A 16,411-nucleotide genomic window follows, 5' to 3' on the forward strand; every position below is an offset into this window, starting at 1 on the left:
TCGGCAGCTCCTACAGGTCAATGTTAGCCGCGGGCTGGGCGGTGCCATGGATCATGAGCGGCTATTTGGCCACCGGATCCAGGCCGCTTTTTTTGATCGCATCGGCTGCGGCCACTGAACCCAGATACTCCAGCAGTTGCCGGGCTTGCTCTGGATGCGTGCTGCGCGAAGATACGGCGCCGGAATAAAGCGTCATTTGCTGGGCCTGATCTGGAATCAAACCGATGATGTCGATCCCTTCAACCGGCTTGAGCTCGCTCAGTTGCTGAAAACCGATCTGTGCTTCGCCACGGGCTACAACCTCACCGACCGGCGTCGCAGGGATCATGCGGCTTTTGCTCTGCATCAGATCCCCTATATGCATCTGATTGAACAGCACGCGGGACAGGTAAACGCCGCTGGCGCTGTCTGAATAGGCGACGGACGTAGCATCAAGCAAGGTCTTTTTGAACGCTTCCATGGTGCTGATATCGGGTTTGGGCGCGCCGTGCTGCACAGCCATGGCAATGTAGGATTTACCCAGATCGACGCGACTCTTGGGGTCTATCTGACCATTTTTGATGAGCTTATCCAGCGCCGAACTTACCATCAGGACCACATCGGCAGGTTCATTGCGGGCCAGCCGATTGGGGATCGCTTGCGGTGTGGCGCCCATCGACGGTGCAGCCTCGGCCACCAGGCGCACGCCGGTACGCTGCTCATAGTCGCCGCTGATTGCATTGAGCGCGCCCATGATGCCACCGGAGCTGAGAACGATCAGGGAGACGGGTTTGGCGGGTGTCGCGGCGCTGACGAAAGCCGCAGGAGAGATGAAGAGGACGGCGCCAAAGAAGCATGAAAGAATTTTTTGCATGTGGAGATAGACCTTGCAGTGTAAGAAACCCGACGATTATGTGGCAAAGCCGACAACATTGCGCGGCTATCGAACAGCCGATTTTCGAACGAAAGACATTTCCACAGCAGGATGAAGTTAACTAACGGATACAGTTTTTGTTTCAAGTTTGTAACACTTGTAGGAAATTGCATATTTCGTGCTCGCGGTTTTATTCATGATTTCAAAGGCCTGTGAAACAAACGACCATTCATCGCCCCGGCAGACTTAAATCTCTTTTGACTGCCACACTGGCTTACACAATTAGGCACTCTCCTTTACCTAGGTAATCCGACAATGATCAACGATCATTTGACCGGAACCTCGTGCTGTATTCATGGCCGTTCGCGTGTAGATGAAAGTTCTGAGTGTTCCCTGAATAAAATAGGTGCGTCTGAAACTTGCGCGGCGGTAGCGTTGGCGTCAATAACCCATCGCGATCACGCCGTTGTTGAACCCTGGCCTATTAGTGTTTCAGTCTTGATACTGATGTGCACTTATAATGGGCAGTCGTTTTTAGAAAAACAGTTGCAGTCGATCAAAGATCAAACCTGTCACGACTGGCACGTTGCTGTTTCAGATGACGGGTCAGAGGACGCAACGGTCAATATTATCAACCGCTACCGGTACCTGTGGGGTGAAGATAAAGTCAGCCTGTGGCGCGGGCCTGAGCGAGGCTTTGCCCGTAACTTTATTTCAACCATCTGTAATAAAAACCTGTCCGCAAGTTATTACGCCTGGTGCGATCAGGATGATGTATGGGATGTGCATAAGTTACAGGCTGCGCTGACGTGGTTGAACAGTGTTCCCGAGGAGGTCCCTGCGTTGTATTTCGGTCGCACGGAGTTAGTTGATCAGCGCGGGGAGGCATTGGGTTATTCGCCGTTGTTTCGGCGTCCACCTTCGTTCGCCAACGCATTGGTTCAGAACATCGGCGGCGGTAATACCATGGTGTTGAATCATGCCGCGCGTTTACTCCTGGAAGAAGCCGGGCAACATCTGGACATCGTCTCCCATGACTGGTGGGCGTATTTGTTGATCACCGGTGTGGGTGGCAACGTTTTCTACGATGCCACACCTTATGTTCATTACCGGCAGCACGGCGCCAATCTGGTCGGTTCGAATTCCGGCTGGTCAGCCCGAGTGGTTCGGATACGCATGTTGTTTCAAGGCCGTTTTCGGCACTGGAATGCGGCCAATATTGCGGGTCTGGAAACGATCCAGCATCGCCTTACGCACGAAAATCGTCTCATTCTGGAAAAATTCAAAGCGCTGCGTGGTCAGCATTTCCTCGGTCGGCTACTTGGCCTGCGCCGCTCCGGAGTCTATCGCCAGACGGTGCTCGGTAATCTCGGCTTGCTGTTTGCCAGTGTGATTAACGAAATCTGACAGGCGTGGCTTCAAGCATCATTTCAATAAGGAGCTTCCTATTAACGTGAACCCCCATCTTACGCCTGGGGCCGACCCCCTGAGTCTTATTCGCAGCCTATGGCAGTATCGTCAACTTATCGCTGTCATGACCAAACGAGAAGTCATCGGCCGTTATCGAGGCTCGATAATGGGCCTGGCCTGGTCTTTCTTTAACCCCGTCCTGATGCTTGCTGTTTACACGTTTGTTTTCTCGGAAATCTTTCAAGCGCGGTGGGTCGGTCAAGAGACCGGTAAAGGTGGTTTTGCAATTCTTCTCTTCGTAGGGATGATTGTGCATGGCCTGTTTTCCGAGTGTGCCAACCGTTCGCCCGCCCTCATCATTTCAAACAGCAACTATGTCAAGAAAGTCGTTTTTCCGCTGGAAATCCTGACCGTAGTCACGTTGGGGTCCGCCCTGTTTCATACCCTTGTCAGCCTGGTGGTCTTATTGGCTGCTCAGTTTTTATTGACTCAGCAGTTGCAAGTCAGTGCCCTGTTTTTTCCGTTGATATTACTGCCTTTGGTGATCGCGACATCAGGTGTCAGTTGGGGCCTGTCCGCACTGGGTGTTTATCTGCGCGATGTGGGACAGGTGATTGTGGTGCTCACCACCGTATTGCTGTTTTTATCACCGGTACTGTATCCCGTGGCGGCATTGCCAGCAGCCTATCAGCCCTGGCTGAAACTCAATCCGCTGACGTACATCATTGAGGAAAGTCGCAATGTATTACTGCTCGGAAAATTCCCGCAATGGGACAGTCTGGCGACAGCCATGTTGATCGCGTTGGCGATTGCCGCAGCCGGGTTCTGGTTTTTTCAGAAAACCCGCAAGGGGTTTGCCGATGTCATCTGAAGAAAATGTCATCAGCGTACGTGACATTTCCAAATGCTTTCATACCTACGAAAAACCTTTTGACCGGCTCAAGCACTCCATCATTCCCCGCCTGCAACGCAAACTCGGATCCCCTGTAACGTCTTATGGCAGAGAGTTCTGGGCACTGCGCAACATTGATTTTGACGTTCGGCGTGGTGAAACCGTGGGCATCGTCGGGCGCAATGGCTCAGGCAAGTCCACGTTGCTGCAGATTATCTGTGGGACTTTGACGCCTTCGGCTGGGGTTATACAGACCCATGGTCGGGTCGCGGCGCTGCTTGAGTTGGGCTCCGGCTTCAATCCGGAGTTCACCGGGCGGGAAAATGTCTATCTGAATGCCGCGGTGCTTGGTCTGGACCATGACGAGGTCGATCAACGTTTTGATGCCATTGCCAGCTTTGCGGATATTGGTGAGTTCATCGATCAGCCGGTCAAGGCGTATTCCAGTGGCATGGTGGTTCGTCTTGCGTTCGCGGTACAGGCTCAGGTAGATCCCGACATTCTGGTCGTGGACGAAGCGCTTTCAGTAGGCGACGCACGATTCCAGGCCAAATGCTTCGAGCGGTTGCGGCAGTTGAAAAACAATGGCACCAGTATTCTGCTGGTGACTCATGCCAGCGAACAGGTGGTCACTCACTGCGACCGTGCCGTTCTACTGGAGCAAGGTAGGGTCGAGATGCTCGGGCCCTCGAGGCCGGTGATCAACCGTTATCTGGATATTCTTTTTGGTCGGGACAAGCCTGCCGAACTCATGCAGGCGCGGTCAGAGAACCTATCGGCTCTAGCCAGCCTTGATACTTCCCGGGCGGGTACAACACCGCAGTTACTATTCGATCAAGGCGCTTACGCCAGTCGTGCCGGGTTCAACGCTCATGAGTATCGATGGGGCAATGGCGCTGCCAGCGTGCTGGACTTTCACCTTGTCGCCAATGGTCGCTGCTTTCCTGCCGTCATCGAACCCGGTGCTGAAGTGGTTCTGCATCTGGCCATCCGCTTCCACCGCATGGTCATCAACCCGATCCTTGGCTTCACGATAAAAACCAAAGAAGGAGTGACCGTTTACGGCACCAACTCCTTGTTGCTCTCCTGTGCCGCGACTCAACGACTCGGCGCAGCCGACTCCGATGCCATTGCCTGCCTGCAGTTCACCAACCGACTTGCCAGTGGTGACTACTTCATCTCCATCGGTGTTGCCTCTCGGGAAGGTGAGGACGTCGTTCCCCATGATCGTCGTTACGACTCCATTCATTTCGTCGTGCCATCAACCCCGCAAGCGCTTGGCCTTATAGATCTGGCCGTCACTATGGATATCGATCAGGTGCCTGAACATGATCAAGCTACAAGAGAAGGGATACCGCTTTAACTCCGAGACCGGCATATGGGTGCGCGACGATTATCAGGGGCTTTCTTACAGCGATGGTGATGAAAGCGAAGAGCGGATAGCGCGGATTATCCGAGAGGCTGAAGATTTGTCAGTCCTGTCCAGGGAGTTGACTAATCAAAGCGTTGGTTGGGCGTCGATTTATCATCTGGACAGTGCCAGGGCCAATATCCTGCGCCCGTTCGAGGGCTACCTTTGCGGCCGGACGCTGGAGGTCGGCGCTGGTTGTGGTGCCATCAGCCGTTATCTGGGGGAGTGCGGTGGTTCAGTCCTGAGCCTGGAAGGCAGTGTGCGCCGAGCCCACATAACGGCAAGTCGTACGCGGGACCTGGATAATGTCGTAGTGGTCGCCGAGCGTTTTGAAGAGTTTGATACCGACGAGCGTTTCAACGTCGTGACGCTTATAGGCGTGCTGGAATATGCCGGTGTCTTCAGCCAGGACAAGGACGCAGCACTTCGGATGCTCAAGCGTGCGCGTCAGCTGTTATTGCCCGACGGCAAGCTGTTCATCGCCATTGAAAATCAGTTGGGGCTGAAGTATTTCGCCGGGGCCCCCGAAGACCATATCGGATTACCTATGTATGGGATCGAGGGGCGTTACACCAAAGGAAAACCACAAACGTTCGGTCGAAAAGAACTGGACGCCCTTATCAAGGCGGCAGGTTTTCAGCAGTCAGAGTTCCTGTACCCGGCTCCGGATTACAAACTGCCCCACTCGATCATCACTGAGCGGGGGTTCAATACTGACTCATTCGATGCGGCAGCCCTGGCCTGGCAAAGCGCCAAAAGAGACCTGCAATTACCGAAGGAAACTACGTTCAATCTTGAGCGTACCTGGCCTGTGGTGATCTCCAATGGCCTCGGTACTGAGCTGGCAAACTCGTTTCTGGTCGCCGCGTCGTGTGCTGCTGAAACCTGTGTGGGGGCGAATATTCTGGCGTATCACTACAACACTGGTCGTATCCCGGTGTTCTGTAAGTCGTCGCGGTTTATCAAAACCCCGACAGGTATTGAAGTTCAGCATGAGCGGCTGTTTAAAGGCCCGTGGAATCAACCCGAAAGTCATTTTCAACATATCCTCACTGACGTCGACTCCTACGTCTGTGGCGCTCCTCTAAGCCAGCGTTTCGTCAATATTGCGACCACGCCGGACTGGATGACCCAGGATTTTGGGGTGTTTATCCGGGAGTATCTGGAGCACCTGCGAGCCCTGCTTTCAGTCCACGAGTGCAGCCTTGAGCTCAAGCGTATCGATGAGCAGTTGCCAGGTATTTTTGTCGATGCTGTGCCGCAGAACATCTTGGTCAAATCCGACGGTACTCCGCTGTTCATTGATGTCGAATGGGATTTATCGGGAGGTGTGGAACTGGGCTACTTGCTGGTGCGTGGACTCCTCCCGCTCATCACCAGCACCCAGCCCTTTCACCCCAGCATCATGCCGCCCACCCGCAAGCAGTTCATGTTAGAAGCGATTGACTCGGCAGGTCTGGTCATTACCGAGGAGGATATCAATCGCTACGTTGCGCTTGAGGCGTTGTTTCAGGGCCTGGTCACCGGGCGTTCGGCCAGTGAGTTCCTCGATTGGAAACCCGATGAGCCAATCAATCAGAAGGTGGTGCCTGCTGCAGTGCCTTTGCAAGCCAAGCTTTACTACAGCAACGGGGATGGCGAATTCAAGGAGTATGCGTGCATCACTCACGACTTGATTCCCGGCCATCAACAATTGTGTTTTTCTTTTGCCTCGATGCCAGCCCGTCCACGGCGATTAAGGCTCGACCCGGTCGACCAGAAGGTCTCGTTCGCACTGGATAATGTGCGCCTGCTCAGGGGAGGCAACGAAGTCTGGGCGTGGGACCGTGATGTCCAGAGTCTGATTGCTACCTCCGGGTTGATGAGGGTCGACAAGTCCGGTACACCGGTCTTTTTCTTGAGTCTGGATGACGATCCTTATCTGGAGTTACCGGTTGACCTGTCTTTCATTGATGGGGTTGAGCATCTCAGCCTGCACCTTGATCTGGTGCTTTACACCGACGAGGTCATGGCGCGGCTGGTCAGCGTTGAGCTTAATAGCGTCAGCCAGTATCAGCAGGCGTTCCAGAGTTCGCTTGCACCGCTGGCTGAGCAAATTCAGGCGCTGAGCCGCAGTGTGGGAGATCTGGACAGGGTCACTCATGGCCTTGCTGAAAGTGTGATCGAGTCCGAGAAGGATACGATCGGCATGGTTGAGCGATTGCTGGTTGATCATCGCCAGATACTGACGCGGCAAATGGGAGAGCTGGACAGAGTCACTCACTCGCTGGCCGAAAGCGTCATCGAGACCGAGCATGAAACGATTGAGACCATCGAGCGCCTTTTGAGCGATCAGAGCCACGTTGTTAACGAACGAGGCTTACAGATAGAGCGACTAAAACAAGAGTTGCGCAGCCAGCAAATCGACAAAGACACCCACATCCATCATTTGAACCTGCATGTTATTGCGCTGGAATCGTCATACAGTCGCAGGCTCTCCGCGCCCGTGCGTAAATCGCTAAGTGCCATCCGGCGCGTCAAGCGTATCTCGACGTTGGTCCCCTCAATGGTCCAGCGTGGCGGCGGACTCACGGAAACCATGGCCAGGGTTATTCGCGTTCTCAGGCAGCACGGCGTAAAGGGGCTCGTCGACCGGGTACGCTGGTTCAGCGGCACCGATCACGGTCAAAACGAAAACCTGTTGGCTCCCGAAGTACCCAGCCGCCACGACTATGCCGCCTGGATCGAGCGCTATGACACGTTGAGCGTGCAGTCGCGCTGGGAGATAACCGAACATATCCGCACCTGGGAAAAACAACCGCTGATTTCCATCATCATGCCGGTGTTCGATCCGCCTCTGGATCTACTCCGGGCGGCGGTCGATAGCGTGCGATATCAGCTTTATCCCCATTGGGAACTGTGCATTGCCGATGATGCGTCTACTGATCTGGATGTCCGGCAATATCTGGAGCAGCTCCAACACGATGACCCGCAAATCAAAGTGGTTTTTCGCGAACACAATGGTCACATATGCGCAGCGAGTAATTCGGCGATAGAACTCGCCAGGGGTGACTATCTGGCGCTGATGGACAACGACGATCTGATCGCGGAACACGCCTTGTATTGGGTGGCGCGCGCGGTCGTGGAGAATCCCGAGGTCGGGCTGATCTATTCGGACGAAGACAAGATTGACCTGCTGGGCAAACGCAGCAGCGCTTATTTCAAGCCCGACTGGAACGCTTTTTTGTTTCGTTCGCAGAACATGATTTGCCACTTGGGTGTTTACCGGCGCGATGTTGTTGAGCGTGTCGGAGGTTTTCGCCTGGGGTTCGAAGGTGCGCAGGATTATGACCTGGCCATGCGCTGTGCCGAACAACTCAAGCCCGATCAGATCTTTCACATCCCGAGAGTGCTCTATCACTGGCGCATCCACGAGGGCAGCACGGCACAAGGGGGCGACCAAAAGCCCTATGCGGCAGAGGCTGGCCTCAAGGCGCTGAACGAGCATCTGCAACGTCAATCCATGTCAGCTCATGCAGAATTACTGCCTATGGGCATGTATCGGGTTCGTCATCGACTGCCCGATGTTTTGCCCTTGGTGAGTCTCATCATTCCAACGCGCAATGCGCATGTGCTGGTCAAACAATGCATCGACAGCATCCGGCAACTGACAACCTATGAAAACTACGAAATCATTCTCGTGGATAACGGCTCTGACGACGAAGAATCGCTTCGCTATTTCGCCGAGCTCGAAGGCGAGGCTGATGTACTGGTGATACGCGATGAGCGACCTTTCAATTATTCGGCGCTGAATAATCTCGCGGTGCGCCAGGCGCGTGGCGAATTAGTGGGTTTGATCAACAACGATATAGAGGTCATCAGTCCTCAATGGCTGGAGGAAATGGTCTCGCTTGCGCTGTTACCTGGCGTGGGAGCCGTAGGGGCCCGACTCTGGTATCCCGATGATCGACTTCAGCATGGTGGCGTCATAGTCGGGATTGGCGGGGTCGCTGGACACTCACATAAATGCTTGCCCAGAGGCGAATACGGCTACTTCTGTCGCGCATCACTGATTCAGGAAATGTCCGCAGTGACCGCCGCGTGCATGGTCATCAGGAAATCAGTGTTCGAGCAGGTCAACGGGCTGGACGAGGTTAACCTTAAAGTCGCTTTCAACGATGTCGACTTCTGCTTGCGTCTGCGCGAAGCGGGTTATGTGAATGTGTTTACGCCTTTCGCGGAGCTGTACCACCACGAGTCAGCGACTCGCGGTGCGGAAGACACGCGCCGCAAGAAAAAGCGCTTCAAGCGTGAGATTGATTACATGCTCGCAAGGTGGCCAGAGATCAAGGTGGATTACGCCTACAACCCCAACCTGACCCTGGACCATGAAGACTTCGGCCTCGCGTGGCCGCCGCGGGTTTAGTTTCTATTTGACTGTGAACCAGCTCCAGCCATTGGCTGTACCTGTAAACGAAAGGCCTTTGTTCTCATCAAGCCTTGATGTGTCGTTGTCGGGGGCCAGGACGACGTTGGCGCCCGACAAACGGAAATCGAACGTCGCCAGGTTGAGGGTCACCATGACGATGTCGGGGTGAGGTGTACCTAGTTTGTAGGCCTCTGCCGGGGACTGTGCTCCGACAAAGGCGAGATGCTGGTAGCGGTTATAAACGTCTCGCTGTTTCCCGTCTGGATCCATTCGGCTCCACAGTGTTTTTTGCGGGAAGTAATTGATTCCGTTGACGACTGATATTCCGGATGCAATCAGGAACATTGCAGGCGTCGTGCTCTCCAGGACCACAACTCTTTTACCTTTCAGGGCGCTGGCTAGCGTGTCGGCAGTCGTGGGTACAGGACGCAGCCGGACTTCGCTGGGGGCGATGCTGATGGGATGAAAGCTCACTGTAGTCGCCAGCGACAGCCCCAGACTGATGAGGACAAAGGGTTTGAATCTGTTGGTTATCAGGAAGTAGCTGAGGGCGGCAGTGATGAGAAGTATCAATATCAACAGGCTGGATGGCATGCCGGACGTCAGGGTGCTGTCCAGCTGTGCGAGGCTGCGGTACACGATATAAATCCAGCCCACGGAGACCGCGACGGCAATGACTTTGACAGTTTGTGTGGACTCTTGGGGTTGAGATTTTTGGCCCAACAAGAGTCGGGTAAGAATCAGGCTCGCAAGGCCCAATGCCAGATCAGCGCGATAGGGCGCAGAACGCCCCCACAAAGAGTATTTGGCCAGATCAGTCGGGAAACCGACAAACATGTAGTAGAGCAGTACTCCGCATATCGCGGTGAGCGACCATTCCAGTGCCGTCAGCCTGTTCTGTATGGCTCGCAATGCGACCAGGGCCGCCAAGGGCAGTAACAGGTAATAAAAGCTGGAGATTTCGCTTTGATTACTCATGGTGCTGTTGATCAGTTGCAGGGTCGGGATGTTTGTGAAACCTCTAAGCAGCAGTGGAAGTGTTGCCGTACCGCCCACGGTGAGCCGCTGCCCGGGATAGACCGTCTGGGACATTGTCTGCACCGCATCGCTGGCGTCTAACCACCATGCGGCGACGAGGGCTCCCGCTACACCCATCGCAAAGAGATAGGTTATGCCTCTTGGAAGCGTTAGCTGCTGGTGGAGCTTTTCACGGATGACTATTCCTATCGTCATGGCAACGAACACGTAGCCGACTGAAACCTGCCAAGGGGGATACAGGATGAACGCAAACCCGGCACTCGCGAGTCCGAGCAAAACGCCCAACGGAATCAGCCTGTAGAGGGAGGAAGTTTTGAGAATCTGCAACGCACTGAGCAATATCAAGCAGGGGAAGAAAACGGTGTAAGCGGGCCAGAAGGACCAGCCAACGACATAAGGTGCGCAGCAGAACAGCGCTGAGAACAGGAAACCATGCTTCCAGTGCTCGTCAGACAGCCTGTTGAGTACGAACGCCAGTGCCAGGAAGCATCCGACGATTGGAAAACACCAGTTCCATGACAACGCACGCCTCAAATCAAATACAAAAAAGCCCCATGTGGCTGGCTTGGCCAGTGCCGTGACATGAGCGATGGGAACGCTGGTCATGCTGGTGACCATCATGTTCTGGCCATCCTCCCCCACGTTCTTGTTAACAACTGGAAACGGCGGCTCATGGTTGAATTGCGCTATGGCAAAGGGGGTCTGAACCAGCCACTCATCGCTGCGTATTGGCTGGTCGTTGCCCATGATTCTGATGCTGTCCATTTCGACAAAGGGAGCATTGGCCTGGCCATGGTGTAACGAAGATCCTGTTAACCCCAGACCCACAAAGAGGAATGAAACCAGCAGGACAAATGAACTGAACAGCGCGGGCTCTGATAGGCCCAGCGCGAATCGGTGATTGATCCGCTGAGTGATCGCGGTCGATTTAATGAACGCAATGGCCAGGAACAGCACGCTAAAGGCAATGATCAGTTTTATTGGGCGGATAACACTCTTGTCATTGGCAGGGTCCTGATAAACATAAAGGCTTTGCGCAGTTGCCGAGGGTGTCAGTGTTATCGACTCACCTGACGCAATCCGGGCTATCGCCGTGACTGCGTGTACCCCGGTTTTTATACCGTCGGGTATTTCGAATGAAACTCTCCATCCTGAATTCAACCACTGAGGCCGCTGGAAGATTTCCGCCACGTCTGGCCGCAAAGGCTTTTCAAATACCCCGGCGTACACCTCTTTGTCATCCAGCCGTATTGCGATCGAGGTGATTTGTCGACTGGCCTGCTCGGCGGCTGCCCACCCTTGAGCGGTGATGCGATTGTTTTCAAACGTGATCAAGTCGATATGACCTCGACCTGCGGCGGGGGATAGTTGTGGCTCGGTTGCCCAAACGGTACTGCAGTAAATACTCAGCAGTAGTGCAATGTTGAACATATAAAACGGTTTGAAAATACTGAGTTCAGCCCTGGCTTCGTGGGCGCGCGCGTGAAAGGCGACTATCAGTCCTTTGATACAGGATGCGGCGTTGATAATGAGGAATGTCGAATAGCGAGGGCGAGAATTTGACGTCATTTATTGGCTGCCTTCTGTTTTAAATGATCAGTGACCAATCCAGAAAAACAGCGCTACTCTGGTGAGCGCAATCTGTGAAGCAGGCGTTGACTATACGATGTGCTTTATTGCTTTAGCAACCGGCGGACATGAACTATCGTGCTAGTCTAAGTCACTGTTATAGCCCTGTAGTGATAGCAAGTGTAACGTCAGCCTTACAATAACGTCGGCGTGCGAGTCATCACGTGATTTCGATAAGGGGGTAATGGGGATGTCGCTCAATAACTGTCCGGTGTGTGAAACACGGTTGAAAGAGTCGTTGTTTAACTGGCATTTTTCCTGCCCGAGTTGCGCCTATGAGCAGTCGAGTCTCTTGCCTGCCATTAATGAAAATAGGGCGCACGACAATATCGACGAGGCGGCAAGAGAAACGGGGCTGCGGGAGCTGCGACTCAGTAATTTCAGAATACTGCTGCAGGCCATCACCGCGTTGAAACCCGAGGGCGGGCGCTTACTGGATGTGGGGAGTGCACACGGCTGGTTTCTTGAGGCCGCCATGGGTACTTATGACGTATTGGGTGTGGAGCCCGATGAAGCCATCTGTGCCGCCAGTGCTGCGCGTGGTCTCCCTGTCCGGAACGGCTATTTTCCGGATGTTTTACTGGACCTCGAAACATTTGACGTGATTGTATTTAACGATGTGCTGGAACATATTCCGCCGGTTATCGAGATCCTGCGGTCCTGTCATGAACGACTCAATGAAGGTGGTTATCTGGTTGTCAATTTGCCCAGCAGCAATGGCGTGTTTTATCGCGTCGCCCGGGTGTTTTCGCGGTTGGGTTACACGGGTTTCTTTGAGCGGCTTTGGCAAAAAGGCTTGCCTTCACCGCATGTGCATTATTTCAATGAACATAACCTTGCCACGCTGCTTGAACGCAACGGTTTTGTAATGACCTCTACCGGGCGGCTGCCCGTCGTCAGCCTCACGGGGTTGTATTCCAGAATTTCCTTTGCCGGGAAAATGGGGCGGTTGAGCAAAGTTATTATTTATTGTGCCGTTGCCCTTGCATTGCCGGTTCTAAAGTTACTGCCCAATGACATTGTTTATTTAGTAGCGCGCAAAGCCTGACGGGTTAAGAACGAGGCCTGACTATCGGGCGGTCTTTTCATAAGACCGATTTTTCAACAGGATCCAGGTATTTGTAGCGGGCATTATGGGACGATTTTTTTTGCGGTATGTCAGCGTGGGCATGGTGAATACAGTGATTCACTGCGGTGTATTTGCAGTGCTGTTCTTCTGTGTAGGGGCCAGCCAGGCTGTGAGCAATTTGCTGGCATTTACGGTAGCCGTAACCTTTAGTTTTTTTGCCAATGCCCGGTTCACGTTCAGCGCCGATGCTACGGCAGTGCGCTATTTCCTGTATGTCGGTTTCATGGGGCTGTTGGCTGGCACTTTTGGCCTGCTGGCCGATATCTGGGCGCTTCCTCCTCTTCTGATGCTGACGCTTTTTGCCTCTTTTAGCCTGGTATGCGGGTTCATCTATTCCAGATTCATTGTGTTCGCAAAAACGCGGTCATGAATGCTGCCAGGCTCATGAACGTCATTCGCTTTACAGGCTAATCGGGCTGGCCTGATGTGATTCCCGCTGACAAGGCGTTCCTGCATTTCGCCAAAAGATGATGTATCCAAATTCCGGTTGCGCCGTGTTGCGGAGCAGCAGTCAGGTCCGGACTCTTCCAGAAAGCTGGGGCCGTGATGTACCCACAGAGCATCACCAAGGTACACACATGACCCACATCGCAATCGTTCTACCGGCGTATAACGAAGAGCTTACCGTTGCTGCGACGATCGAAGATTTTTTTCAAGAGCTGCCAGATGCCTCGATCTGGGTGATAAACAATCGCTCGACCGACGCCACTGAGCACATTGCCCGGCAGACCCTGCAGAGGTTGAGGTGCCTGGGCGGAGTGGTCAATGAGCCTCGACCGGGCAAAGGCAATGCCGTCAGGCGCGCGCTTCTGGATATCGATGCCGAAGTCTACGTGCTGGCCGACGCTGACCTGACTTATCCCGCATCTGATGTTCACGCATTGCTCAAGCCCGTGCTGGCTGGCGAAGCCGATATGGTCGTGGGTGACAGGCACAGCCAAGGGCAGTATGCCGTCGAGAACAAGCGCGCATTGCACGGGTTTGGAAACCGTTTGGTACGTGACCTGGTGAACCGGTTATTCGGTGCAAACCTGGCCGATATCATGAGCGGTTACCGGGTTTTCAATCGGCGTTTCGTCAAAAGCTATCCGATACTTGTGGAAGGTTTCGAAATTGAAACTGACATGACGCTCCACGCACTCGACAAGCGTTTTCGTATCGTCGAAATTCCATCGGATTATCGTGACCGCCCCAGCGGGAGCTTTTCGAAGCTCAACACAGTCAAGGATGGGGTGCGGGTCGTGAGTACTATATGGAACATCCTTCGCTATTACCGACCCATGCTTTTCTTTGGCGGTTGCGCATTGATATTCGCGCTGGCGGGCCTGATCGCTGCCGTCCCGGTGATCAACGACTGGATCCGTGAGCAGTACATCTACCATATCCCGCTGGCTATCCTGGCAACGGGGCTGGAGCTGGTTGCGGTGGCGATGGCTTCGATCGGGTTAATACTGGATTCAATTTCACAGCAGGATCGAAGGCACTTCGAGCTTGAGTTGTTGCGCATGACTCACCCTGCTCAAGGGCAGGCTGGTTGGAGCTCGCCTGAGAATGGACGAGAGGCTCGACCGGTTACTCAGGAGCGCGCTAACCCACAGAGCACAAAGCATCTGTGAGCGTGCGGCTGATTTAAGTCAAATTCTGAAATGACTCACCATCGTCTGCAACTGATTACCCAGACGCGCCAGCTCAACGCTGGAGGCTGCGGTTTCCTCGCTTGCTGAGGCAGTCTGCTCGGAGATGTCGCGCACGCTGATGATGCTGCGGCTGATTTCCTCAGCCACAGAGCTTTGCTGCTCGGCAGCGGCGGCGATTTGCTGGTTCATGGCCTGAATGCTGGAAACCGTCTGGGTAATGCTGCCTAGCGAGGTCCCGGCTTTGCGGGTCAAGGCGACGCTGCTGTCGGTCAGCTCGCGGCTGCTGAGCATGATGCTCGAAACCTGACGCGTGCCGTTTTGCAGGCCGCTGACCAGGCTTTCGATTTCTTCGGTCGATTGCTGGGTCCGTTGCGCCAGACCACGAACTTCATCTGCTACGACGGCAAATCCACGACCGGCTTCCCCTGCGCGCGCCGCTTCAATGGCGGCGTTGAGGGCCAGCAGGTTGGTTTGCTCGGCAACCGCTTTGATCACGTCCATGACCTTGCCGATCTTGTCGCTTTCCTGTTCCAGCTGAGTCATCGCATCGGCGGAGCGCACCACTTCAGAAGCCAGACGCTCGATTTGTGCGATGGCTTCACCGACGACTTTGTCGCCTGCGCGGGCTTCGCTGTCGGCTGCCGAAGCGGCCTGGGATGCTTGCTCTGCGTTGCGGGCAACCTCCTGCACGGTGGCTGACATTTCGTTCATGGCGGTGGCAACCTGGTCAGTCTCGACCTTCTGGCTGTTGACCCCGGCGCTGGTCTGCTCGGTCACTGCGGAAAGTTCTTCGGCAGCGCTGGCAATCTGCGTGACGCCATCACGAATGCCGCCGATCAAGTCGCGCAGCGTGCTGCCCATACGCTGAATACCTTGCTGCAATTCGCCCAGTTCATCGCGGCGGGTTACGACGGTACTGTGTGTGAGATCGCCGGAGGCAATGCGCTCGACTACATTCAGCGTGTCCCGCAGCGGGCGGTTGATCTGTTGGGTGATGACGGCTGCCGCAAGTGTGCCCAATACCAGTGCCAGCAGCGTGCAGGTGATCTGCAGAGTACGTGCCTGACTGGTGTTCTGTTCACGAGCATTGAGCTGGAAGTCGTACATGGCGTCACTTGCCTGAGTGATCGCGCGCCCTTGTTCAAGGGTTTCTTTCGTGGCTTCCAGGACATCCGCGTTTGCTGCTGTGAAGCGCTGCACCGCCGCACGGTAGCCGATCAGCGAAGCCTCTAGCTGCTTGAGCTTGTCACCATGTCTGGTTCCAAAGGTCGCGTACAGCTGCTCCATGCCTTTGAGTGCTGTGTCGAGTTGCCGGAACGCGTTGTCTTTGGTGGTCGTCGTCGCGTTGCCGGTATAACCGCGGACTTCGTAGCGCACCAGTGCCAGGTTTTCCTTGGCCTTCATGATGTCCTGATAGGCAGCGAAGCGTTCATCACCTGAAGGCATCTGCATCACGTCATCCAGAATCTGACCAATCAGCTCTGCGCCTTTGACGGCATAGACACCCATCTCTTTGCGTACGGCGGCGTCAGTTTTGTAGGCCTCGCGCATCTTGCTCAGCGACTTCTGATAATCGGCGGTGAGGCTACTGATCTTCTGCAGGCTGCCCAGGTTGGTTGCGCTGGCAAATACTGTGGCAAGACGATTTTGTTGCGCATCGAACTGATCCAGTGCCGTTTGTGCCACGGCCGCGCTTTTCTCGTCGCCCTTATCCACCACATATTGCAACCGTGCGGAGTTCACGTCGTCCAGCAGAGCATTGAGCTGGGTGATGTCGACCATTCTGTCGCTGCGCTCAATCAGCTTGCTGACGCTGCTCCAGCCGGTGGCTGCAAGCACGGCAGTCAGAATCAGCACTACGCCGAAACCCAGCGCCAGTTTCATTTTGACGCTGATATTTGCAAACCACGTATTCATGACACTCCTTGGAAATCTTGCCAAAGCTGCAGTAAGGGAGCCAGCGATAGAGATGAACGGACGACGCTGATCACTGATCGAGGCGCT

At 54.5% G+C, this 16,411-nt stretch carries 10 protein-coding genes and 1 pseudogene; 7 read left to right on the plus strand and 4 right to left on the minus strand.

Features of this window, described 5'->3' with window-relative positions; all coding sequences use genetic code 11:
• Positions 1-61 precede the first annotated feature (61 nt).
• Positions 62-853, minus strand: coding sequence for a substrate-binding domain-containing protein (locus tag AUC61_RS15480; RefSeq protein WP_243247132.1), 792 nt, complete (start codon positions 851-853; stop codon positions 62-64).
• A 315-nt stretch (positions 854-1,168) separates the two neighbouring features.
• Here AUC61_RS15480 and AUC61_RS15485 point away from each other — a divergent pair, with 315 nt between their 5' ends.
• Genes AUC61_RS15485 through AUC61_RS15500 form a run of 4 tightly spaced genes read left to right on the plus strand, consistent with a single transcriptional unit; the run spans position 1,169 to position 8,971 of the window.
• Complete coding sequence (locus AUC61_RS15485; RefSeq protein ID WP_243247133.1) at positions 1,169-2,260, plus strand: glycosyltransferase family 2 protein; 1,092 nt, start codon at positions 1,169-1,171, stop codon at positions 2,258-2,260.
• A 46-nt stretch (positions 2,261-2,306) separates the two neighbouring features.
• The gene (locus AUC61_RS15490) at positions 2,307-3,134 is read left to right on the plus strand and encodes an ABC transporter permease (protein WP_243247134.1); all 828 of its coding nucleotides are present in this window, start codon (positions 2,307-2,309) and stop codon (positions 3,132-3,134) included.
• Complete coding sequence (locus AUC61_RS15495) at positions 3,124-4,518, plus strand: ABC transporter ATP-binding protein (protein ID WP_243247135.1); 1,395 nt, start codon at positions 3,124-3,126, stop codon at positions 4,516-4,518. The genes AUC61_RS15490 and AUC61_RS15495 overlap by 11 nt, the downstream gene beginning before the upstream one ends.
• Entirely contained in the window at positions 4,484-8,971 is a 4,488-nt protein-coding gene (locus tag AUC61_RS15500; protein ID WP_243247136.1) for a glycosyltransferase, read from the plus strand. Before AUC61_RS15495 ends, AUC61_RS15500 begins: the two co-directional genes overlap by 35 nt.
• Before the next feature lie 3 nt (positions 8,972-8,974).
• Here the strand turns inward: AUC61_RS15500 and AUC61_RS15505 are convergent, their stop codons facing one another.
• Positions 8,975-11,581 (minus strand): DUF7657 domain-containing protein, encoded by a 2,607-nt coding sequence (locus tag AUC61_RS15505; protein ID WP_243247137.1) that lies wholly within the window; start codon positions 11,579-11,581, stop codon positions 8,975-8,977.
• Positions 11,582-11,831: 250 nt separating this feature from the next.
• Here AUC61_RS15505 and AUC61_RS15510 point away from each other — a divergent pair, with 250 nt between their 5' ends.
• From AUC61_RS15510 to AUC61_RS15520, 3 genes are all read left to right on the plus strand, one after another.
• Positions 11,832-12,689 carry a class I SAM-dependent methyltransferase gene (locus AUC61_RS15510; protein ID WP_243247138.1) on the plus strand — a complete coding sequence of 286 codons (858 nt, stop codon included), beginning with the start codon at positions 11,832-11,834 and terminating at the stop codon, positions 12,687-12,689.
• 115 nt (positions 12,690-12,804) lie between these two features.
• Entirely contained in the window at positions 12,805-13,140 is a 336-nt protein-coding gene (locus AUC61_RS15515) for a GtrA family protein (protein ID WP_340163296.1), read from the plus strand.
• Between the two features lie 208 nt (positions 13,141-13,348).
• On the plus strand, positions 13,349-14,386 hold the full coding sequence (locus AUC61_RS15520; RefSeq protein ID WP_243247139.1) for a glycosyltransferase family 2 protein: 1,038 nt from the start codon (positions 13,349-13,351) through the stop codon (positions 14,384-14,386).
• Between the two features lie 18 nt (positions 14,387-14,404).
• Here the strand turns inward: AUC61_RS15520 and AUC61_RS26635 are convergent, their stop codons facing one another.
• The gene (locus tag AUC61_RS26635; protein WP_422765398.1) at positions 14,405-15,268 is read right to left on the minus strand and encodes a methyl-accepting chemotaxis protein; all 864 of its coding nucleotides are present in this window, start codon (positions 15,266-15,268) and stop codon (positions 14,405-14,407) included.
• Positions 15,260-16,324, minus strand: a pseudogene (locus AUC61_RS26640) (methyl-accepting chemotaxis protein); the annotation flags it as partial. The gene AUC61_RS26635 and the pseudogene AUC61_RS26640, both read right to left, overlap by 9 nt.
• Between the last annotated feature and the right edge of the window lie 87 nt (positions 16,325-16,411).

The organism is Pseudomonas maioricensis (genome assembly GCF_022790535.1).
Taxonomy (GTDB): domain Bacteria; phylum Pseudomonadota; class Gammaproteobacteria; order Pseudomonadales; family Pseudomonadaceae; genus Aquipseudomonas; species Aquipseudomonas maioricensis.